Origin of the sequence: uncultured Roseibium sp. (assembly GCF_963675095.2) — a bacterium.
GTDB lineage: Bacteria > Pseudomonadota > Alphaproteobacteria > Rhizobiales > Stappiaceae > Roseibium.
This window is the reverse complement of record NZ_CAXXSJ010000002.1, coordinates 113,016-132,857: the sequence shown is the minus strand read 5'-3', so window position 1 is coordinate 132,857 and position 19,842 is coordinate 113,016. Positions and strand designations below refer to the sequence as shown.

Sequence of the window (19,842 nt, the reverse complement as noted above, 5' to 3'; positions counted from 1 at the left end):
TCATGATGCTGCACCGCAATCCGTCTGTGTTAATGTCACCGAATTCACGATGCGGCGGCTCCAAGGTGCCCTTCACCAAAATAACGAAATATGGCGTGGACGGTGTCGACGATGCAGATTTCGATGTGCGGGAGAACCCGTCAATTTCAGCTGCCCCTTTCGCCGACCCCTTCCGCCCGCGTGCAGAAAACCGGACAAATTTCCGCTTGATTGATCAGGAGATGTAAAAATGCTCGATAAGAAAACCGCTGTCGTCACCGGCTCCACTTCCGGGATCGGACTTGCCTGCGCCCGCGGGTTTGCCGAACAGGGTGCCAATGTGGTGATCAACGGTTTCGGCGATGCGGATGCCATCGAAGCCGAGCGTGCCGGCATCGAGAAGGACTTCGGCGTCCGCTGCATCTATTCGGCGGCCGACATGACCAAGCCGGACGAAATCGCGAACATGATTTCCAATGCCGAAAATGAACTCGGGTCCGTCGACGTCCTGATGAACAACGCCGGTATCCAGCACGTGGCCCCCGTCGACGAATTCCCGATCGACAAGTGGAACGCCATCATCGCCATCAACCTGTCGTCCGCGTTCCACGCCATCCGGGCGGCCGTGCCGGGCATGAAGAAGCGCGGCTGGGGCCGGATCATCAACACCGCCTCCGCCCATGCGCTGGTAGCCTCTCCTTATAAATCCGCCTATGTGGCCGCCAAGCACGGCATTGCCGGCCTCACCAAGACCGTCGCACTCGAAGTCGCCGAACAGGGCGTCACCGTCAATGCGATCTGCCCGGGCTATGTCTGGACCCCCCTGGTGGAAGCCCAGATCCCGGACACCATGAAGGCCCGCAACATGACGGAAGACCAGGTCAAGCGCGAGGTCCTGCTCAAGGCGCAGCCGACCAAGCAATTCATCACCGTGGATCAGGTCGCCGGCTTTGCGGTATTCCTGTGCTCTCCGGCCGCCTCCGCCATCACCGGCAGCATCCTCTCGATGGATGGCGGCTGGACCGCTCAATAACGGCAATCCGGCATCTCCCATATCGACCGGGCGGGGTGTTCCGTCCGGTTTCAGGCCTGCAACCGGCCCTCTTACCTATGCGTGTTACCCCAAATTGTCAGAACTGCACTCCTGGCACATTATAAAGTACCGCTACGGAAGGAGGAGCCGGCCATGTGGTACGGATCGATTGCTGCCGCGTGCATGGGAAGTCTGCTGTTAGCCCTGCCGGCCAAGGCTGAACAAATCTCCGAGCTGACAATCGGAAACTGGAACGGCGGCGCCTATACCCATACGCAGACCGGCGAATTCAGCCACTGCGCCGCATCGGCGAATTATAAAAGCGGGGTCACCCTGGTTTTCGCCATAAACCGCGACCTGACCTGGGCGCTGGGACTGGCCAACGATAGCTGGAAACTCACCGAAGGCGACACATACCCGGTGCAGTACCGGCTCGACCGCGGCAAGACCTATGAGGGTACGGCTACGGCGATCGCCCCCAACCAGGTTAAGATCCAGCTTCCCGGCGACGACAGCCTGTTCAACCGATTCCGCAGGGGCAACATGCTGACGATCGTTGCCGCGAACCAGACCATGCGCTTCAGTCTCAACCAGACGAGCAAGATGCTTTCGTCCCTGTTCAACTGCGCAAAACACTGGCGCAATCGCTACTCCAAACCCACGGACAACCCGTTCGGCAACAGCGGGAGTGACGGCGGGAGTGACGGCGGCGGCAATCCATTCCAATAGAACGGCCGTTCCAACAGATCGGGCACCGCATTCCGGACACTTCGGCCGGCTGGTTAACCTCAGACCTGTCACAGGAAGTTAAGCCGCATTAAGGTTCCGGTCGCATCCTGCCTTGCATTTCGCGAGGCAGGCATCGTTACTTATTTCTTAAAACAATCAACATCTTGAGATGCATGGCCCATAACGCCTCTAGGGCTTGTGACCGACTGGGCAGAAACCAATTGGCAAGGCATTTGCGATAGCAATGGCACGCTGATTGTCAGGTTGTGCGTCGTCAGCGACAATGGATGGAAGAGGCAGGCAACTGCGACCCCGCCTGCTTCTTCCCTCCGTCTTTTTCAGGAAAATCACAAAAATATGATGCCTGACGGCTTCGGCCTACCGGGTCACGATGATCTTTGTGTTCTGCTTGCCGTTTTCAGTAATCAGCGAGAACAGGCGCGCCGCATTGTCGGGATGCAGCCGGATACAGCCATGCGAGGCCGGCCGGCCTAGGTTCTTTATGGCCGTGGTGCCGTGGATGGCGTACCCGCCAAGAAAGAAGACGGAATAGGGCATCGGCGAATTATGGTATTTTTTCGAGAAATACCGAACATGCATGCGCCCGGGACGAAACGTTCCGACCGGCGTGCGATACCCGCGACGGGCGGTCGAGACCGGCCAGGAGTGCCGCGGAATACCGTTGATGTAGACCCGCATCTTCTGATCCGACAAGTCGACTTTGGCGACAACAGTCGCCGCATTCGCTCCGGATCCGGCGCACCACATCGTAAAAACAAAACAAGACACCAAAAGGGCTTTGAAAAAACGCATTACTTACCCCCATCATGAGAACCGGCAACAGATAACACGAATAGCCTTGCTTTTCTATCAACAGCCTGGAGGCACTTCCCTGGATACCTCATCTTAACGTAAACAACAGCGAAGGCCGATAAATCCCTGTCGTTGGGATTAGTCTGGCAATCTCAGCCGGCATGCCTTTAAGGTGCCACAGGGACGACCTATGTGATTGAGGTATAGCAGGATCAGGGAACCGACATGCGATCCACACATTCGTTAAGGCATATCTCCGGACTTCTTTCCGCCGCAGTCATCGGCGTCATGGCCATGGCGGCCGTGCCCGCATCCGCGCAGGACATCGACAAGATCAATGCCGACAAGGGCTGCAAGAAATGCGATCTTCGGCTTGGCGAACTCCGGGAACTGAATACCGATGGCGCGAATTTCGACGGAGCCATTTTGCGCGAAGCCGACATGAAGGGCGCCGTCCTGCCGAACAGCTCTTTCCGGGAGGCCGACCTGCGCCGGACGGAAGCCGAGCGCGCGGAATTGTCGTCCGCCGATTTCACCGGAGCGTCAATGCGCGGTGCCGACCTGGAAAAGGCAAATCTTCCCCGCGCCAACTTCAAGGGTGCGGACCTTAGAAACACCGACCTCAACGAAACGAACCTGGATAGTGCGGATCTCTCCAACACGGACCTGCGGGACAGCACCCTGATCCGGGTCAACGCCGCGAACGCAAGCTTCAAGGGCGCGAAGATGGATGTCGTCGACCTGGAGCGGAGCGACCTGTCCGGCGCGGACTTCTCCGGTGCTCGCCTGAAACACTCCGATCTGGACCGGATCAAGGGCATTGGCACCTCGTTCGAAGGCGCCGACTTGAGCGGCGTTCGACTTTCCAGCGCGGATCTGACAGGCGCGAACCTGAAGGACGCTGATCTGTCCGACGCCCTCTTGCGTCACACGCGTCTTCCTGGCGCCGATCTGACTGGCGTCGAGGGTCTCGACCCGGCACGCATTATCGGGGCCTGCGGCGATGAAAACACAAAGCTGCCGAAGGGAATTACCCTGCAGCCCTGTTCCTGATCAGGCGCCTCAAACAAAAAAGCGCGGCTCACAGTGCCGCGCTTTCTTAAAGGCTGAAACGTTCAGACCTTAGTTGAACAGATCGAACGAAAACCGGTAAGTCGCGCCCAGGCCGACACTGAACTGGTTCTTGTCGCCCGCCTTGGCGATCGGGCTGTCGGCCGCATCCCCGACCAGACGATCGTAGCCACCCTGCAGATGCAGCCGGACATCGTCGGTGACGCTGTAGCTGACGCGGGTAGCAAGCCCGACGGATTTGAACCCTGCGCTGGGATTATAGGCCGTCAGGCGTCCGCCGCTTGCGGCCGCTTCCGCAGCGGTCACACCGAAATAGGTGTCCATGTAATCGCTGGTAGCGAAACTGGTACGCGGACCGATGCTCCATTCGACCTTATCCATGGGATAGAAGATCGCATCCGCGCCAAGCTGGCCCACCTGGCCGTGATGGCCGTTGATGCCCTGACGCAACTCGGCAAAGGCCCGGAAATGATCGGTCCGGAACCCGCCGCCCAGCCCAAGCTCGAGCGCCCAGTTGACGGTGTTGGTCCCGGTCAGGTCCGCACTGTCGCTGGCCTTGCGTTCGCCGATAAAGTTGAACGACGGATAGACGAAGAAGCCGCTCCTTTTCTTTCCGTCGGCAATCTGGCCGAGGCCCGGGAAGTAGAAATTCGACACGGAAATGATCGGGAACGGATAGATCAGATAGGAATCCGCACCTTCGTAACGGGGCTGCACCATGCCGCCGATGCCGAGGTCCATCACGTATTGACGCACCGGCTTCTCAGCCGCCGGATAGGCATCCTGCGCCTGGGCCGGAACAATGAATGCTGTAAGGGCGGTTGCGCCCATAAGGCAGCGTGCGAAATGAGTGGTCATCTGGAATCCCGAGGACTGTGTTCGAATTTGACGGGACATTAGCACAGAAAAAGATTACCGGCGGTATATGGCTGAACCGATTGTCGCGATCTGTTGCATTTGCGCACCGGTAATTACGGTGAAAGCGGTTAGGGCCGTTCCCCAGACCCCTGCCGGGCACACTGTGGCTTGCAGGAACAGCACGGGAAAGCTACATGAGGCAGCGAGACGAACCCAAATTGGCCCCAAATTGGCCCCAAATTGGCAATGGATAAAAACTGATGCAGGCAATTCTCGACGTGGTTCTCCTGGCGCTGAACCTCTACATCTATGTGATTATCGCCAGCGCGATCTTTTCCTGGCTCTATGCATTCAACATTGTCAATTCCAGCAACCAGGTCGTCGCAATGATCGGCCAAGTGCTTTATAACCTGACCGAACCTGCGCTTCGTCCCATCCGCCGTTTCATGCCGAACCTCGGCGGCGTCGACATATCCCCGATCGTCCTGCTGCTCGGCATCTTCCTGATCCAGAGCATCATCATCAAATACATCTACTACAACGTCCCCTGAGGCTATTGCACGGCAGACGGATGTCCGCCCTGGCCTGGCGACACGCAGGCGACGGCCTTCTGGTCGATATCCGCCTGACGCCGAAATCGTCGAAGGACGGGATTGACGGCATCGACCGTCTCGCTGATGGGCGCTGTGTGCTGAAGGCCCGTGTCCGGGCGGTTCCCGAAAAAGGCGCCGCGAACGCGGCGCTGATCAAGCTGATCGCCAAGGCTGTCGGCCTGCCGAAATCGGCTATCGATCTGGAAAGCGGCTCGACCTCTCGGATCAAGACGTTGCGACTGACCGGCGACGGAGACCGGCTCAGTGCCGTTCTTGGCGAAATCTGCTCGGAATAACGGCAAGACCGGCGGCACCGCCGGCTTTCCACCTGCCAGTCCTTCCCTCCCAGCCTTCCCCTCCCAGCCTTCCCCTGTCAGCCTTCCCCCGTTAGCCTTCCAGGTGTCGGGCTTCTTCCGCCAACATGATCGGAATGCCGTTGCGGATCGGATAGGCAAGCTTCGCGGCCCGGGAAATCAGTTCCTGGTTGGCCTCGTCATATTCCAGCGTGGTTTTCGTGACCGGGCAGACCAGCAGTTCCAGGAGCTTGCGGTCGACCTTGCGTTCAGTCTGTTCGTTCATGGTTCACTCCCGAAGCCGTAGCCCTACTGCAGGGTCGTACCGCCGTCGCCGCCGTTGTTCGTCTTGGCGAGATCCATCTCGGTGATGGCGATCAGGGTCTCCGCCCGCGTCTTCAGATCCCGGGCCTCCAGAAGCGCCTGTTTTTCCTGCGCCCCGTAAGGGCACATCATGCAAAGCGCGTTGACGAGCACTTCCGTTTCCGCCTCCGAAACGCTCTGCCAGTCCGCTTCCAGGTTGTTCGCATCGAGGTAATCGCGGAGCACCTTCAACAGGCCGTGCCGGTCCACATCCTCCTCGCCGACACCGGTGGTCAGGTCATGGGAGAAGGCGGCAAAGTCGCATTCCACCTGCCGGAACGACGTGATCGTGTCGAGTTCCCGGCCAAGAGCGAACCGGGTGACCCCCTGCAGGGTGATGAGATAGCGCCCGTCACCCGATTCCTGAAAGCTCGTCAGCCGGCCGACACAGCCGACCGGAGCAAGAACCGGATGGTCCGGGTCCGTCTGGAACAGATCGGGCGAAGGCTGCACCATGCCGATCAGCCGGTTTCCGGCAAGCGCCGCATCGACCATATCGATGTAACGCGGCTCGAAGATATTCAGCGGCAGCTGGGTGCGCGGCAGGAGCAGCGCGCCGGACAACGGAAACACGGGCAGAACCGGCGGCAAATCCGCAATGGTCTCATAGATCGCATTTCCCGCCTGCATCACATCAAGCCTTCCAGGTTATCGTGTCCGGCGCAACAAGATCGCGCCCGTCCCTTCATGGATATCTGTTGCTGCCCGGCTTGAGGTCAAGAAAACAGAACGGCCGACAGCTTGCGCCGCCCGTAATTGGTCGCCGGTTCCTTGGGTCCCCAGGCCTCGAAAAACTGCAGCAGCTGCACGCGGGCCCCGTCCTCGTTCCACTCGCGGTCGCGGCGGACGATCTCGATCAGCTGATCGACGGCGCCGGTCCTGTCGCCATTCCCGTTCAGGCCAAGCGCCAGATCGAAACGGGCCTGATGATCGAGCGGGTCCTTGGCGATACGTTGCTCGAACTCCGAAAGGTCGCCGAGCGCTTCCGCCTGTTCGGCCAGGTCCAGAGCAGCCTTGGCCGCCACATAGGCGGCATCGCCATGTTTTTCGGCCGGCACCATCTCCAGCGCCTGTTTGGCGCGCTCGACCTCGTTCACGCTGAGATAGCACTGCGCCAGTCCGGAAATGGCACGGACATTGTCCGGCTCCGCCTGCATCGCGGCGCCGAAGAACTGTGCCGCCTGTCCGAAATCCTTGGCTTCCAGCAGAGCCTCGGCTTGCTCCAGGAACTGGTCCGCCTGGCTGACCGGGGCCGCGCCGCCGAGCTTCTCGATGAACGCCTTCACCTGGCTTTCCGACTGGGCGCCCATGAAACCGTCGACCGGCTGTCCGTCCTTGAAGGCAATCACGGCCGGGATCGACTGGATGCCCATCTGGCCGGCCACTTCCGGATGCTCGTCGATATTCATCTTGGCAAGCTTGACTGCGCCCCGGGCCGCCGTCACCGCCGCTTCGATCACCGGCGTCAGCTGGCGGCACGGACCGCACCACGGCGCCCAGAAGTCGACCAGCACGGGCTGGGTCTTGGAAGCCTCGATCACGTCCTGCATGAAGCTCTGGGTGGTGACCTCCTTGATCAGGTCGCCGCCGGCATCTCCTGTGCCACCGCCATGACCACCACCGCCGCCATTGCCGCCGAAGCTTCCGCTCATGCCTCCGCCGAAACTGCCGCCGAATTGGCCGCCCACGGAATAATTGCCAGTGTTCATTGTCTATGCCTCAGTTTTTCAGGCTTTTGTCCGCCGATGCGCGACGTGCGGACACATCGTCCCGCACACCCCGCAAGTTGTCCCTAACATGGCCCTGTCAGGCTTGAATTACAAACCCGCCGATTGCGCTTCCTCGCTGACCGCCAGTACCTGCGGTTCGTGGCCGCAGCCCTTTGCGAAAACCAGCAGATCGTCGCGGGAAATCGTTGTCGTCGCGTCGTTGGACAGCGGATGAAAATTCAGGATGTCGTGTTGCATCATCGCCGCGTCGAAAACCGGCGTGACCCGCTGCGCCTCCCGGTCGTTGATCAGGGTAAAGGGCGTCACCGACCCCGGTGTGACACCCAGAACCTCCATCAGGAGATCCGCATTGCCGAAGGAGACCCGCCCCTGGGCCCCGATCAGATGATGGATCTTCTTCAGGTCGATCGTGGCGTCATGCAGCGCAACCACCAGAAACAGCCGGCCCTTCTTGTCCTTCAGGAACAGGTTCTTGGTGTGCCCGCCGGCAATCCGGTCATGCAGATCGCCGGATTCCGCCACAGTGAAGACGGGCTCGTGGTCCATGGTGGTGACCTTGATCCCGAGGCTGTCGAAAAATTCCATCAGGTCGTCGCGACTGGCAGGCATCAGGGTCCCCTAAAAAATTCACTCATATTCTGCGCTGTCTAACCCGAACCGCCGTCCTCCTCAAGAACGCCTTTACGGCGGGAGGCCCCAATTTCCCTTGATATTGCGTGGCAGCATCCACAAAAGATCCACAATGGAGGCCGCAAAAAATTTCTCTGAATTTGCCTGTTGCAATCCGTCTCGGCTTGGTCCATATACTGCGCACCTCGCCGACGGACGGCGCTGATGAAGCGACGTGGTCGGACAAAATTGCGGGTGTAGCTCAGGGGTAGAGCACAACCTTGCCAAGGTTGGGGTCGAGGGTTCGAATCCCTTCGCCCGCTCCAAATTTCAGAAGGGCTTAGGAGAAATCCTAAGCCCTTTTCTGTTCACAAAAAACCCCTCTGTTCACACTGACGTTCACAATTCCCAACGGGCAAGGTGCGCAAAGCAGGCTTTGGCATGCGTGCTCTACCCCTGAGCTACGGCAACCGGTTGAACAAATGTCCGCAGGACAATGGAAGCCGTTCGTGTGTGAAATTAATTTTTCAAGTCGGCCAGCCTGACCGCATCTTGTTCATACTCGTCCAAGATCCGCCTCTGGATAGCTTCCTGATACTCGGGAGACAGGTTTCGTGTGCCCTTGGGCCTTCCGACTGGCCTGCTCATCCCCAGAATGGAACGCAGATGAGTGACGGCAGCAGCATTCCCCTTCATTGCCTGTGTCACCAGTCCGCTGGTCGTGCATTCGAGGATGCGGAAAAGACGCTCCTCTTCCCATTTGTCAATGGCTTCCTTGTTCTCTTCTTCGAAGGCAAGCCAACGCTGGAAATCGGGGAAATGGGATTGGACGAAATCCCATAAATTGTCTGACTGGACATAGGCCGCCTTGAAATCAAACAGGCGCTTATCCCCGGTCACCCTCAGCCCTCTACTCCGTACTTGGAGTGGACATTGGATCTGATGGCTTTCATCAGACTAGTCCGCTCGGTATCGGTCATCAAGGAAGGCTTCTTCGTGAGGGTGATATTGCCCGCTTCATCCTGACGGAAAGCGCCTGACCCATCACCGTAAATGGTGACCATTGCGGCCTTGAGTTCCTCCGTAGGGGACAGGTAGCCCTCTGTGGATACGCCCAGACGCTGATAGGCAACGTCCTTGGACGCCTGAAACGCCCCCTCGATGGTCAGTCCTGTATTGTCAGCAGAGCCTTTCAGCACGTCGTCGTGCGCAGCTTGCTCGTCTTCTCTGGCCGCCTGTGAGGCAGCACGGAAATATCCCAAAATGTCATTGCTCATAATCGTTTATCCTTAGAATTTGTCGGCGGTGCCACTGAAATGGCGCCGGAAAAACTTATGTCGTTTGTAAAATCTGGTGGGTGTGCCATCGCTGTTCACGGCGGCACTCCTGGTATAGCGAGCACCCCGAGCCTGTCGGACGCGTTTGTCCAGTTCTCTCTGCTTCGCTATTTCCCTCTCGATCTGCTCATGCATGCTCGCGCCTACCCCTCTCAGGAACCTCCTTGAGTTGGGCTTTCCGGCGATCGTATTCCGAGAACAGCTGATCTACTGTCAGGCGATACAGACGCACCCCTTTGGGATCTGTCGTTTCCAACACGTCAATGTAGGAATGGCGCTTCAAACGGGCTGTCAGCCCTGCGATAGCCCCGTGAGATACCCCAAGGTAGTCGGCTATCTGGCGGTGGGACAAAACCACTTCACCGCCTTTCGCCCTCAACAGGGCTACAAATCGTTTCGCCAGTTCGTCATTCTTGAGGATGACTGGCAATCCCGTCACGTCATCAATAATCAAATATATTCCTTTCTAAAAAACACCCCTAACAAATCGATTTCGCCAATTAGTTCTTATACCGTATAGATTCTCATTTTACGCAGAAATATATTATAAGTATTATAAATATATCAATAATTATTTTAAATCGACCCATTATTAAAAGATGACATTATTAATATAGGGACGATTATAAGTATTTATCTATCTGCGAGATCGATTAGTTCAGTTTGGCGAAGTGATGCTTCTCCCCTCCTCGCCTACCTCTTACGAAATCCCATCCCATTTCATTCAGGAGAGTGCTGTCTCGGGCCAATGCCTGAACAGCCTTCGAATTAAACCGAACTCCCTTTTCCCGGAACACCGGATCATCCAGCATCACCCTTTCCGCGCGCAATTCACTCAGCACTAGAGCGGCCTTATCGACCGGCTTCTGCCTGTTGTAACGTTCCCTAACCGACCGATCCCAGGAACTCATCAGGGAAATATCGTCAGCATCAACCCGAGCAGCTAACTGTTCAAATCTTGCGTCCGGGAAAAACCGGGTGGCAATGGATCGCGACCGGTTAACATCGTCGTTCACCAGATAGATAACGGCCGCCTTTGCTTTCCCGTTCTCGACTTCGCGAATACAGGTTCGGGCCGCCATCTGGTACATGTGGCGTGCTGCGATATCGTCCTGAATGGATTTCATATCTGCCGAAGTGAGATACTGATGGCCCTCAAGAAATCCCATATCCATTGGGCGCTTCTGGTGCGCTCTTTTATGGGAGATCCCCACCCTTTGCGGAAGCAGGAATAGCCCTGTCACTATCGCGCAGTCACAATGCCGATACGTGTTGACGCCAACGTCCTTGCCCCAATAGGACCAAGTCTGCTGACGGTCTCTGTAAAACGGGCCGATTGGGTCTTCACGAGTTCCCTCAACCCCCTTGTATTTCTCTTCCGCGTCCTTGTGCGTGCAATAGAATGGCGTCTTAAAGCCCCGCTCCTTTGCATCCGCCTCCAAAGCCCTGATCACATCAACGAAGCTCCACACAGTCACCGAGTCCGGTTTTTGGATACCTCGGTTGATCGTCATGAACTTCGGAAGGGAGACATGCACCACAGTGACGTTTGAATAATCCACTGGGACGAACGTCTGTTTTTCCATGAACCGCACCGTCTCGGGATTGGCAAACTGTGCACCTTCTAAGCTTCCCGTTGCCGAAACAATCACCATCCGGTCGGCAAACGGAAGGTTGTAATCGTACGCCACCAGCGTCTTGCTCTTTCCCGCATATTCGGAGAAGGCCCAACCCTTCTTGATCCGATTGCAAATCCACGCCAGATGCTTGTGGTCCTGAGATCCGGTCAGTTTCGAAGCCGGTTCGTAAATCGCCAGATAGCGATCAATCCATGACGCCTCCTCGATCAGCTCAAACTTCTTCCCCGTACTCTCAAGCATCCAGCCAATTGCATCCGCCAGGACGGAGCACAGCTCCTCCTGTTTCGGATCACACGCCTTCAGCATTCTGGAAAGCTGCTCGATATTCAGTTCCTTGATCGTGTCGGGCTTGGGGTCCTCATCCATGATCACGATATCGGGATTGATCCGTTCGATACTATCTCGCTTCAGCTTCCTGATGGCGTTGTGCGTCATGATCACCACTTGCCTGCATTCGGCATCAGGCCGGAACGTATAATGGTCGTCCGCGATTACGACAGTACGGTCGATACCGTTGTCGTCCTTTCTCAGCTTGTCGTGCTCAGTGCTCCACCAGCCGATATGTTCTTCGGGATTCGCCCAATCGTCTGAATGCTCGTCGAGCAATTCGAACAGGCTCTTCCGCACCTGCTCCAAAAGCGCCACGGTAGGGACCCCATACAGCACCCGTACCCCTGTGTTCCTGACGATTTGCGCGATGATCCAAAGGAGTGCACCAGTGGTTTTTCCCGATCCCGGCTGAGCCTCGATATACATCGTCGGCCCCGTCTGAGTGACGCGGCAATCCAATATTCGCCCGACCGCTTCAGCGGTCAGCATTGTGTGTTCCGAATAACTCGGCATTGAAATCTCCAATAAAAATTGCGCCCGGACATGTGCCGGGTCTTGGTTCTGAAATGTCTTGGTGAATTGCTGTCCAGCCGCAGCTAGACAGTGCAGATCAAAAAGAAGAGAGATGGTTTTTCGCCATGCTTGGCCGTGACCCATCCCCCTAGGAAAATCCCGCCTAAAAAGCGGTATATCTATATATACTGCGAAACGAGGTATTTTGTGACTGAAGAGTCGAAAAAAAGATTCTCGGCTAGTCCGCCTTGGCGGTCTTGTGAACCGCCCCAACGCTTACATTCAGGGTCTTGGCTATGTTGTTGAACGACATTCCACCGGCTCTTAGTTTTCTGATTTCGTCCTTGGTATCGTCACTCAAGGGCTTCCGGCCAAATACCTTCCCTTGAGCCTTGGCCTTTGCAATGCCCTCCATCTGGCGTTCTTTGCGGATGGCGTTCTCAAACTCAGCTACAGCCGAAAGCATAGTCAGCATAAGTTTTCCGGCAGGCGTCCCCGTATCAATATGCTGATCAAGGATGCGAACAGCGACACCCTTCCTTTCGAGGAGGTCCATGATGTTTGCGAAATCGAGCGTGGACCGCGCAAGCCGGTCTATCTTGGTGAAGATGAACACATCCCCTTCGCGCACATAATCCAAGGCTGCCTTCAGTTCAGGTCTATTAGCGTCCGTACCCGAACGTTTTTCCTGATAAATCTTTTCGCACCCGGCGTTCTCAAGTTTCTCCAGCTGCACATCCAAACTCTGTCCAGTAGAGCTAACGCGGGCATATCCAACGATAGCCATCAGTCATTCTCCCCTTCCAGCTTGTCTTTGATTTGCCAGACACTCTCTCCAATAGCGTTTACCTGCTTCCTGAGCCCATACATTTGGAAGACCAGGTAGAGCATGCCTCCAACAAGGAGCCATTCACTTACATTGGACATGACGTTACCCCTTTCAATTCACCTGCTACGACCGTGATATTCACTTTATCTATAAGTGCGTGAACATCAGAATAAATGAACAGAAGTGAATGGGCAACAGCTTTCATTCATAAGGGTATAATTAAATGAATGATTGTGTGTAGCCGAAGATGGGATGAAGGCGACCCTCGCTGTTTGGGAATTCGGTTATCCGCTTGCTCCGATTTGCCGCGCAATGCACGGGTCCTGAGCAAGTGGGCCTAGCTCCTTTCTGAGTTCCCAATCGCCTTCTCAAACTTATTCGCTGGGCTTGCGACACCTACCTTCGAGCTGAGGTTGCCGGGTATGAGCCCGATCTCAGTGTCGTCGGTCGCAGATTTCGCGAACCTGATAGGTGGCTCCAACAGGCATCCTATTTGTTCTATCCCTCAGTCCCCCGCTCAGGGAACTCACGAGCTAGAGCCACCTAGCCCGTTGCAAGTCGGGGAATTCAAAAACGCTTCCAATAGGAAACCCCTTTCTATCCCCTCTAATGAGGACTGACTTAACGATAGGAGATGCAACCGGATTCGCAACCGAGTTCTGGCACGCATTGAGAACAAACTGTGAATATCTGAAAAGAGACACCCCACCCCCGGGGGTATGAGGGGTTCTCTATATTCGAATTGCGGCTCGATATTTTCTCAGAGAATTTAATCGGTCGAGATCATTGGGAGTCATTCCTCCAGATCCCTGAACTGCGCACTGTGCAAGTGCAATTCGAGCCCCTTCTTTCTTTCCTCGAACCAATTTGCTTCCACAAATATCCGTATAGCGGTGCTTCTCTCCACAAACCCTTGATCGTTGAGCGTTGGCTTCCTGCCTTCTCCTAACGCCAAATCATAGTCGAAGTATTCGTCGTAAATGCACCATCTAACAGATGAAAACGGCCCTATCTTAGTAGGAATGTATCGATGACTTTTTCCAAGCACATTCTGCGTCACCCCACCCTTCCACGCTTCGAGTTCGAACCTAACTCCCCTTATAGTCGACACGGTATAGTTTGAAATTTCCACCGATATCCAATGTTCGTTGCAAGGCTCCAGTCTTGCATCAATTCTCCGTCCATAGAGAATGGCTGAAACAATGCAAATTCCAGAAATTATTAATAAATACAAATATTTATTTTTCATTCGCTACTTGGGCCTTTGAACTTCAAGCGTCCCCGATCAGTCCAACAGGTCAACAACATCCCTTGCATTCAGATGGGTGTACCGCTGCACGCTTCGAACATCTTTGTGTCCCGTTACCACCATGATCTGAGCTAGATTAAAGCCCTTCTTGGCTGCAATCGTGCAGCGTGTATGCCGAAGCTGATGCAGCCTGACATCGTCGTCAAGCCCTACCTTCTTTCTTGCCCTCCGAACCGCCTGCGTAACGCTGTGAGGAGCAAAAGGAAACAGCCTGGCATCTGAGTGCGTCAAGCCGCTCAACCCCTCTCCCAGAAGCTGACAGGCTCGCTTGGATAGCGGGACACTCCTGTCCCCTTCCTTGCCGTCTATGACGTCCAGAATCCGTTCTGACAGGTGAATATCTTTGACCCGCAATTTGGTGATTTCGGATCGGCGCATGGCTGTCTCGTAAGCCAGTTCCACGACGGGGCGCATCTCAGGAGACAACGCCTCAAGTAGCTGTTTCAATTCTTCTGGAGATATGACCCGCGATCTCGGTGGTCTGGGTTTCGGGATCGTTACGAACTCAGCCGGATTGGTCACGGGGTCGTTCCCCTTTGATCGGGCTTCACGGTCAATCCAGCGATACACGCGCCTGATGAATACGAGATCGTCATGAACAGTGGATGGGCCTGCCTGCTCCAAGCGTTCCAGCTTGAAGGCGTTGATGTCTGCCACGGTGATTTGGTCATAGGGTTTGTCCATCGGAGGATGACGCCCTATCAGGTTCACCCGTCCTACCTTCAAATGTCGGGACGGCTTACCGGTAAGCACCAGATCACAATAGAGGAGGCCCATCTCACGCCACGTGGGACGCAGTCCCTCATTTCCCTTCAGTTCCTTCTCGATTCGGGAAGCCCAAAGGTCCGCCTGTTCCTCTGTGTCGAAGGTCTGGGACAATGGCCTGTGACCCTTCACCCTGACTTGAATATTCCACTTACCGGATTTGAGTTGTCGTTTCGATGGCATCAAGCTTACCCCTTTGATTGGTGTAGGCCCTTGAAATTCTTGCCAAGGTTGGGGTCGAGGGTTCGAATCCCTTCGCCCGCTCCAAATTTCAAAACAAAAGCCGCGGATCACCGCGGCTTTTGTTGTTTTTGGGTCATTGAATCTCAGCCCCCGCAGACTTCCAAAAGCGCCGCGGTTGCCACAGTCACACGCTTCCTAAACGGCATGCCGGCAATCCGACCTCTGTGTTTCTGCGTATCTCCTGTACGTTCACAGGAGGGTTCGATGCAAAAACGCCACTCAGGTCATTGGAATTTTCGATGTCTGCTCGTCGCAGCCATTATATCGGTCGCCTTGATGTCTCCGCCGAGCCTGGTTTCGGCACGGGCGGATCTTGGCGCGGCGGCAAACTCCGTGCCCTCGGCGAGCCTGGTCGGCAAGGGACGCCTCACCTTTCTGGGATTCAAGATTTTTGATGCCGAGCTGTACGCTCCAGATGGAACCTACTCGCCGACACAGCCGTTCGCCTTGAAACTGACCTATCTGCGCAACTTCAAAGGCAGTGCCATTGCCAAGAGATCTGCCGATGAGATGCGCAAGATCGGTGCGTCGGAGGGGCAATTGGCAATATGGTCCCGGCAGATGGAAACGATCTTTCCGAACGTTTCCGCAGGTCAGTCCATCACCGGCGTCAGGACGTCATCCGGCAACGCCGCCTTTTATCTTGGCAACCGGAAAATAGGCACGATTTCCGATGCAGCCTTCACCAAGCACTTCTTTTCCATCTGGCTCGGAAACCGGACGGGAAACCCTGAACTGCGAGCCGAATTGGTTGGCGCGGGTTTGTGAACGCCGACTTCCAGGGTCTGCCGATCGGATGTTTCGGTGACCGGCGCCATGCCCTCAGACCGCCTATTTTATTGACCGGGCCGATGATGGCGGCAGACGGGTGATTGTTACGTGGTCCCTTTTCTCGGGGTGCGGGCCCCGTTTTACACAATCAATTCAGGGGACCTTGACCTGAAACAAGGTGGCTGATCAGGTGCGAATGGCATAGTCTGCCTGAACCCATCCGCAGGACGCCGTTCGAACAGCAACGAGGGAGAGTTTGCTTTGACAGGCTGGAACACGCTCAAACGTACCGGATTTGCAGCCCTCATCACCGCCGCGGCCGTCAGCCCGGGCCTTGCGGCCAACGCAGGCCACGGCAAGGAGCTTGCCCTTCAATGGTGTTCGACCTGCCACCTTGTCTCCAACGATCAGGACACTGTCAGCGGCGCGTCCCTGCCGAGTTTCTTCGACATCGCCAGAGATCCGGGCTTCAGTGAAGATGGGTTGAAAACCTTCCTCGCCGACCCGCACCCGAAGATGCCGAACATGACCCTGTCCAACGGCGAAATCGCGGACATCGCGCGCTACATCAGCTCGCTGGCCGAATAGACACTAGAAATCGAAACTCGCCCGAACCGGGGCATGAAACGACCCGTCTTCCGCGGACGTTCCCTCGTCCAGAACCTCGTCTGCCAGATCGTCATTGAAGACCTCGATATCCCGCATCCGGCTGAAAAGTGCGGGACTTGCCAGAATGTGATCCAGCGCCTGCCCCCGCCCCTTGTGAAGGACGGTCCGGCGCAGCGCCGGCGGCAAGGCCGCGTCGAGCTGATGCAACTGGCGGCCTGCCAGGTCCGGGTTGCCGGTGTCGTCCGGATCGGCCAGCAACAAGCGCAGCGCGGTCGAATCCTCCGTGGCGTTAAAATCCCCGGCAACCGCGATCAGCGGCTCGGGATGGCGGTCGAAAAGAGCGTCAATTTTCACCCGCAGATCGAGCGCCTGCACCGCCCGCTTCATGGACGCCAGGAAATAGCCCTCCGCCCACACGGGAACGTTCTTCCAGACCTTAGGCGCGGTCTTGCCCCCCGGGATCGGGGCCGCGATGGGTGCGCGCAGGTGAACCACAAACAGGTGAAGCGGTTGCTCCAGACCGATATCAAGCTGCAGTTCCAGGACCGGGCGGTCGAAGCCGAGCGGCACCGGCGCCTCCACCGCCGGGCTGGCATGATCCGGCTGCCACAGCGGCACATGCATGGCGGCCTCGTGGTGGATCTGGCTGTCCAGAACGGGAAACCGGCTCACCACTACCAGATTATGCCGGTCGCCCGGGGACGGGGCATCGGACCGTGTCGTGGCAGCCGCGTGAAAACTCTCGTAAGGGGTCCCGGCCAGGAGGGCGTCGAGGGCCAGGAATTTCCGTTCGTTTTCGCCGGGTAGTCGTTGCGCATTGACCTCCTGCAGGCAGAGGATGTCGGCCTCCAGTTCCAGAAGCTTCGGGCGCAACACGGCAATCCTCTGTTCCAGCCGCTCCGGTCTGAACTTGTCGTCGCCGAAGGATTCGATGTTGAACGTGGCCAGCCGGATCAAGGGTCTCTTCCACAAAGCAATGGGTTTCGGTTTCCGGGACGCTGTCCCTGACCATAGCCTTGCCCGAGTGCCGGTGATAGGACAAGGCATTGCTTTAGGAAACAGAGCCCCGATGAGTGAAACAAGCTGTCCCTGCGGCTCCGGCCGGGCCCTGTCCGAGTGCTGCGGTCCCTATCTCTCCGGAGAGCGTGTTCCCGAAACGGCCGAAGCGCTGATGCGCTCGCGCTATTCCGCCTATGTGCGCCAGCAGATCGACTATCTGAAGGAGACGCTCTGGCCGAAGCACCAGGCAAGTTTCGATTTTGCAGGCACTGCCCGATGGGCCGCGGAGAACCACTGGACCGGGTTGACCGTTTTGAAGACGGACAAAGGGACAGCGCAGGACCGGGACGGCACGGTTCTGTTTGAGGCGAAATTCCTCGCCGGCGGCAAGCTCCATACCCACCGCGAACTCAGCCGCTTCCGCAAGAAGGCAGGACGCTGGTATTACGTTGAGGCCCTGCCGGAAAATTGAATCGCCGGAAGACGGCTCTGACAAAGAAGGAGGAAAGCCATGCAATTCGCCCGATATCCAAGCCTGGAAAACTGCAGCGTCTTCGTGACCGGCGGCGCGTCGGGTATCGGCGCGGAGATCGTCCGGGCCTTCGCCGACCAGGGCTCGAAGGTGGGCTTTGTCGATCTGGATGAGACAAACGGTGCGGCTCTGGCCGAAGAGCTTGGCGGCAATGTTCATTTTACCGCCTGCGACCTGCGCGACATCGATGCGCTGAAAGCGGCCTTTGCCGGGCTTGAGGCCGCGATCGGACCTGCGGAAGTGCTGGTCAACAACGCCGCCCGCGATGATCGTCATGGCTGGGAGGACGTGACGCCGGACTATTACGACGAGCGGATCGCGACCAACCTGCGCCACATGTTCTTTGCCATCCAGGCGGTCGCACCGGGCATGATCGCCGCCGGCAAGGGCTCGATCATCAACTTCGGTTCCAATTCCTGGTTCGAGGCGGTCGGCGGCATGCCCGTCTACACCACGGCCAAGGCTGCCGTGCACGGCATGACCCGCTCCTTCGCCCGCGATCTCGGCCGGCATCGCATCCGGGTGAACACGGTGGTGCCCGGCTGGGTCATGACAGACCGCCAGAAGGAGCTGTGGTCCACGCCGGAGAAGCTGGACCGGCAACGCGAGAGCCAGTGCCTGCCGGACCTGATCGAACCGGTTTACCTGGCCCGCATGGTCCTGTTCCTGGCCTCCGACGACGCGGCCATGTGCACGGCCAACAACTACATGGTCGAGGCCGGATCGATCTAGGATGACTTGCTTATAACGGAAGTGGCTTGAGTTTAGCGCCACGTTGGGTGGGAATATCAAAAATTGCTGGTGGGGCAGTAATTTCGACAAGCTTCTCTATTTCGGGCCATTTCCAAATTAAATTTGAAACAACTTGGTTCATTGGCGTTTTTTGGAATGAAGGCGCCAATATAAATCCATGTAGCTTCACCGAACGGAGGGCTTCTCTTTCGGCCTTATTCTTTCTTATGCGTTTGTCACCAGTAACAAATATCCAAAATTCTTTACTTTCACTAAGATATTTGAGCCACTCGATATCAGGAGTAGATCTTCCCAACTTTAAATCAGATACCGAACGAATATGGAGGGCCCTGTGCCCATAATTTTTTATAAATCCATCAAGCGCAGTCGCTAGGATCGGTGACGTACAATTGTCAAAAAAGACATTCACGCAGCAATCTTTTCATCAAGATTTTTCTCAAATTCTAATGCCCTTTTAATTGCCTCATTGCTTACGTCATAAATTTCTGCTGCTGACTTTATTCCGACATCATTCGCCGCTTGGGCAAGAATTGCAGTTGGAACACCACTTTCCTTTTCAATAGGCTGACCAAAAGCCCTCCCAGGATCAACAAGAATATTTTTGTTTTTCCCTAGTGGCCACCATTGAGTTGGAATACGATTCTCATCAAAATCTACCCATTGAAGCGAGCGATCAATTATTCTGGAAAACTCATACTGTCGTTTAAATGTATTTATAATTCTTTCTTCAATTTTTCCGCCGTCATTTTCTTCCATTATCTTGATAAAGATATTTTTCCCGTCTGTCTTAAATTTATCTGCCGTAAGAGGATAAGATTCCTGGAATAATTCTCTAGACAGCTCGATAGCTCTGCGGATTTTATTCGCTGAAACGCCGAGTTTTACAAATTCAATAGCAACTTTTAATTCAATAAGATCCCTGAAACCTAAAAACTTATCACCATCATCTAGAACAACCTCCGCGTCCCATAGCGGCTGATATGATATTCCTTTGAAATTATAACCCTTTAGCCAACGATTTAATTTACTTGGATTTATACCAAGCAACCTCGCTGCTTCTGCAAAGCTATACAGGCCGACGCCGATTAATGTGTCTTTAGCTTTCATTTTTTTATTTAGAATCCAAGGTTGGTAGTGTGTC

General features: G+C 55.9%; 25 protein-coding genes and 1 tRNA gene. 11 read left to right on the top strand and 15 right to left on the bottom strand.

The features are described from left to right. Window positions 1-2: 2 nt before the first annotated feature. The 3 genes from ABIN98_RS00895 (at window position 3) to ABIN98_RS00885 (ending at window position 1,741) form a co-directional block, all read left to right on the top strand. The gene (locus ABIN98_RS00895) at window positions 3-227 is read left to right on the top strand and encodes a hypothetical protein (protein ID WP_346906561.1); all 225 of its coding nucleotides are present in this window, start codon (window positions 3-5) and stop codon (window positions 225-227) included. A 2-nt stretch (window positions 228-229) separates the two neighbouring features. Next, window positions 230-1,012, top strand: a complete 783-nt coding sequence (locus ABIN98_RS00890) for a 3-hydroxybutyrate dehydrogenase (protein ID WP_346906560.1) — start codon at window positions 230-232, stop codon at window positions 1,010-1,012. Between the two features lie 153 nt (window positions 1,013-1,165). Then, on the top strand, window positions 1,166-1,741 hold the full coding sequence (locus ABIN98_RS00885; protein ID WP_346906558.1) for a hypothetical protein: 576 nt from the start codon (window positions 1,166-1,168) through the stop codon (window positions 1,739-1,741). A gap of 378 nt (window positions 1,742-2,119) precedes the next feature. On the opposite strand, the gene ABIN98_RS00880 is transcribed toward ABIN98_RS00885, so the two are convergent. Beyond that, on the bottom strand, window positions 2,120-2,509 hold the full coding sequence (locus ABIN98_RS00880; protein ID WP_346906684.1) for a L,D-transpeptidase: 390 nt from the start codon (window positions 2,507-2,509) through the stop codon (window positions 2,120-2,122). Between the two features lie 270 nt (window positions 2,510-2,779). Here ABIN98_RS00880 and ABIN98_RS00875 point away from each other — a divergent pair, with 270 nt between their 5' ends. Then, window positions 2,780-3,607 (top strand): pentapeptide repeat-containing protein, encoded by an 828-nt coding sequence (locus ABIN98_RS00875; RefSeq protein WP_346906557.1) that lies wholly within the window; start codon window positions 2,780-2,782, stop codon window positions 3,605-3,607. Between the two features lie 69 nt (window positions 3,608-3,676). Here the strand turns inward: ABIN98_RS00875 and ABIN98_RS00870 are convergent, their stop codons facing one another. Beyond that, window positions 3,677-4,483, bottom strand: coding sequence for a MipA/OmpV family protein (locus ABIN98_RS00870; RefSeq protein WP_346906555.1), 807 nt, complete (start codon window positions 4,481-4,483; stop codon window positions 3,677-3,679). A 260-nt stretch (window positions 4,484-4,743) separates the two neighbouring features. Between ABIN98_RS00870 and ABIN98_RS00865 the strand changes: the two genes are divergently transcribed. Both ABIN98_RS00865 and ABIN98_RS00860 read left to right on the top strand, forming a co-directional pair. Continuing rightward, the gene (locus ABIN98_RS00865) at window positions 4,744-5,034 is read left to right on the top strand and encodes a YggT family protein (protein WP_346906553.1); all 291 of its coding nucleotides are present in this window, start codon (window positions 4,744-4,746) and stop codon (window positions 5,032-5,034) included. A gap of 20 nt (window positions 5,035-5,054) precedes the next feature. Continuing rightward, complete coding sequence (locus ABIN98_RS00860; RefSeq protein WP_346906551.1) at window positions 5,055-5,372, top strand: DUF167 family protein; 318 nt, start codon at window positions 5,055-5,057, stop codon at window positions 5,370-5,372. A 91-nt stretch (window positions 5,373-5,463) separates the two neighbouring features. Here the strand turns inward: ABIN98_RS00860 and ABIN98_RS00855 are convergent, their stop codons facing one another. The 4 genes from ABIN98_RS00855 to ABIN98_RS00840 all read right to left on the bottom strand — a co-directional run bounded on the left by ABIN98_RS00855 (window position 5,464) and on the right by ABIN98_RS00840 (window position 8,071). Beyond that, a complete protein-coding gene (locus ABIN98_RS00855) occupies window positions 5,464-5,655 on the bottom strand; it encodes a Trm112 family protein (RefSeq protein ID WP_346906549.1) in 192 nt (63 codons plus the stop codon). Between the two features lie 23 nt (window positions 5,656-5,678). Continuing rightward, window positions 5,679-6,362, bottom strand: coding sequence for an LON peptidase substrate-binding domain-containing protein (locus ABIN98_RS00850; protein WP_346906547.1), 684 nt, complete (start codon window positions 6,360-6,362; stop codon window positions 5,679-5,681). 86 nt (window positions 6,363-6,448) lie between these two features. Continuing rightward, window positions 6,449-7,441, bottom strand: a complete 993-nt coding sequence (gene trxA, locus ABIN98_RS00845; protein WP_346906545.1) for a thioredoxin — start codon at window positions 7,439-7,441, stop codon at window positions 6,449-6,451. A gap of 108 nt (window positions 7,442-7,549) precedes the next feature. Continuing rightward, window positions 7,550-8,071, bottom strand: coding sequence for a prolyl-tRNA synthetase associated domain-containing protein (locus tag ABIN98_RS00840; protein ID WP_346906543.1), 522 nt, complete (start codon window positions 8,069-8,071; stop codon window positions 7,550-7,552). A gap of 251 nt (window positions 8,072-8,322) precedes the next feature. Here ABIN98_RS00840 and ABIN98_RS00835 point away from each other — a divergent pair. Further along, window positions 8,323-8,397 (top strand) — tRNA-Gly (locus ABIN98_RS00835). Window positions 8,398-8,590: 193 nt separating this feature from the next. Here the strand turns inward: ABIN98_RS00835 and ABIN98_RS00830 are convergent. The 6 genes from ABIN98_RS00830 to ABIN98_RS00805 all read right to left on the bottom strand — a co-directional run bounded on the left by ABIN98_RS00830 (window position 8,591) and on the right by ABIN98_RS00805 (window position 14,713). Further along, the gene (locus tag ABIN98_RS00830; protein WP_346906541.1) at window positions 8,591-8,971 is read right to left on the bottom strand and encodes a hypothetical protein; all 381 of its coding nucleotides are present in this window, start codon (window positions 8,969-8,971) and stop codon (window positions 8,591-8,593) included. A 2-nt stretch (window positions 8,972-8,973) separates the two neighbouring features. Further along, window positions 8,974-9,348: a hypothetical protein gene (locus ABIN98_RS00825; RefSeq protein WP_346906539.1), complete on the bottom strand. Its 375-nt coding sequence runs from the start codon at window positions 9,346-9,348 to the stop codon at window positions 8,974-8,976. Between the two features lie 187 nt (window positions 9,349-9,535). Next, a complete protein-coding gene (locus ABIN98_RS00820; RefSeq protein WP_346906537.1) occupies window positions 9,536-9,862 on the bottom strand; it encodes a hypothetical protein in 327 nt (108 codons plus the stop codon). A 199-nt stretch (window positions 9,863-10,061) separates the two neighbouring features. Beyond that, the gene (locus ABIN98_RS00815; RefSeq protein ID WP_346906536.1) at window positions 10,062-11,867 is read right to left on the bottom strand and encodes a DEAD/DEAH box helicase family protein; all 1,806 of its coding nucleotides are present in this window, start codon (window positions 11,865-11,867) and stop codon (window positions 10,062-10,064) included. A 262-nt stretch (window positions 11,868-12,129) separates the two neighbouring features. Further along, entirely contained in the window at window positions 12,130-12,678 is a 549-nt protein-coding gene (locus ABIN98_RS00810; RefSeq protein ID WP_346906534.1) for a recombinase family protein, read from the bottom strand. Window positions 12,679-14,005: 1,327 nt separating this feature from the next. After that, complete coding sequence (locus ABIN98_RS00805) at window positions 14,006-14,713, bottom strand: site-specific integrase (RefSeq protein WP_346906532.1); 708 nt, start codon at window positions 14,711-14,713, stop codon at window positions 14,006-14,008. 528 nt (window positions 14,714-15,241) lie between these two features. Between ABIN98_RS00805 and ABIN98_RS00800 the strand changes: the two genes are divergently transcribed. Both ABIN98_RS00800 and ABIN98_RS00795 read left to right on the top strand, forming a co-directional pair. Beyond that, the gene (locus ABIN98_RS00800) at window positions 15,242-15,805 is read left to right on the top strand and encodes a chalcone isomerase family protein (RefSeq protein ID WP_394701389.1); all 564 of its coding nucleotides are present in this window, start codon (window positions 15,242-15,244) and stop codon (window positions 15,803-15,805) included. A gap of 264 nt (window positions 15,806-16,069) precedes the next feature. Continuing rightward, window positions 16,070-16,396 carry a c-type cytochrome gene (locus tag ABIN98_RS00795; protein WP_346906528.1) on the top strand — a complete coding sequence of 109 codons (327 nt, stop codon included), beginning with the start codon at window positions 16,070-16,072 and terminating at the stop codon, window positions 16,394-16,396. A gap of 3 nt (window positions 16,397-16,399) precedes the next feature. Here the strand turns inward: ABIN98_RS00795 and ABIN98_RS00790 are convergent, their stop codons facing one another. After that, complete coding sequence (locus ABIN98_RS00790; RefSeq protein WP_346906526.1) at window positions 16,400-17,374, bottom strand: endonuclease/exonuclease/phosphatase family protein; 975 nt, start codon at window positions 17,372-17,374, stop codon at window positions 16,400-16,402. A 112-nt stretch (window positions 17,375-17,486) separates the two neighbouring features. On the opposite strand from ABIN98_RS00790, the gene ABIN98_RS00785 reads away from it, so the two are divergent. Together ABIN98_RS00785 and ABIN98_RS00780 are read left to right on the top strand one after the other, a co-directional pair. Next, window positions 17,487-17,888, top strand: coding sequence for a YchJ family protein (locus ABIN98_RS00785; protein ID WP_346906524.1), 402 nt, complete (start codon window positions 17,487-17,489; stop codon window positions 17,886-17,888). A 39-nt stretch (window positions 17,889-17,927) separates the two neighbouring features. Continuing rightward, window positions 17,928-18,680, top strand: coding sequence for an SDR family oxidoreductase (locus ABIN98_RS00780; protein WP_346906522.1), 753 nt, complete (start codon window positions 17,928-17,930; stop codon window positions 18,678-18,680). A 10-nt stretch (window positions 18,681-18,690) separates the two neighbouring features. Here the strand turns inward: ABIN98_RS00780 and ABIN98_RS00775 are convergent, their stop codons facing one another. Both ABIN98_RS00775 and ABIN98_RS00770 read right to left on the bottom strand, forming a co-directional pair. After that, entirely contained in the window at window positions 18,691-19,110 is a 420-nt protein-coding gene (locus tag ABIN98_RS00775; protein ID WP_346906520.1) for a hypothetical protein, read from the bottom strand. Continuing rightward, window positions 19,107-19,808, bottom strand: coding sequence for a helix-turn-helix domain-containing protein (locus ABIN98_RS00770; RefSeq protein WP_346906518.1), 702 nt, complete (start codon window positions 19,806-19,808; stop codon window positions 19,107-19,109). Before ABIN98_RS00770 ends, ABIN98_RS00775 begins: the two co-directional genes overlap by 4 nt. Between the last annotated feature and the right edge of the window lie 34 nt (window positions 19,809-19,842).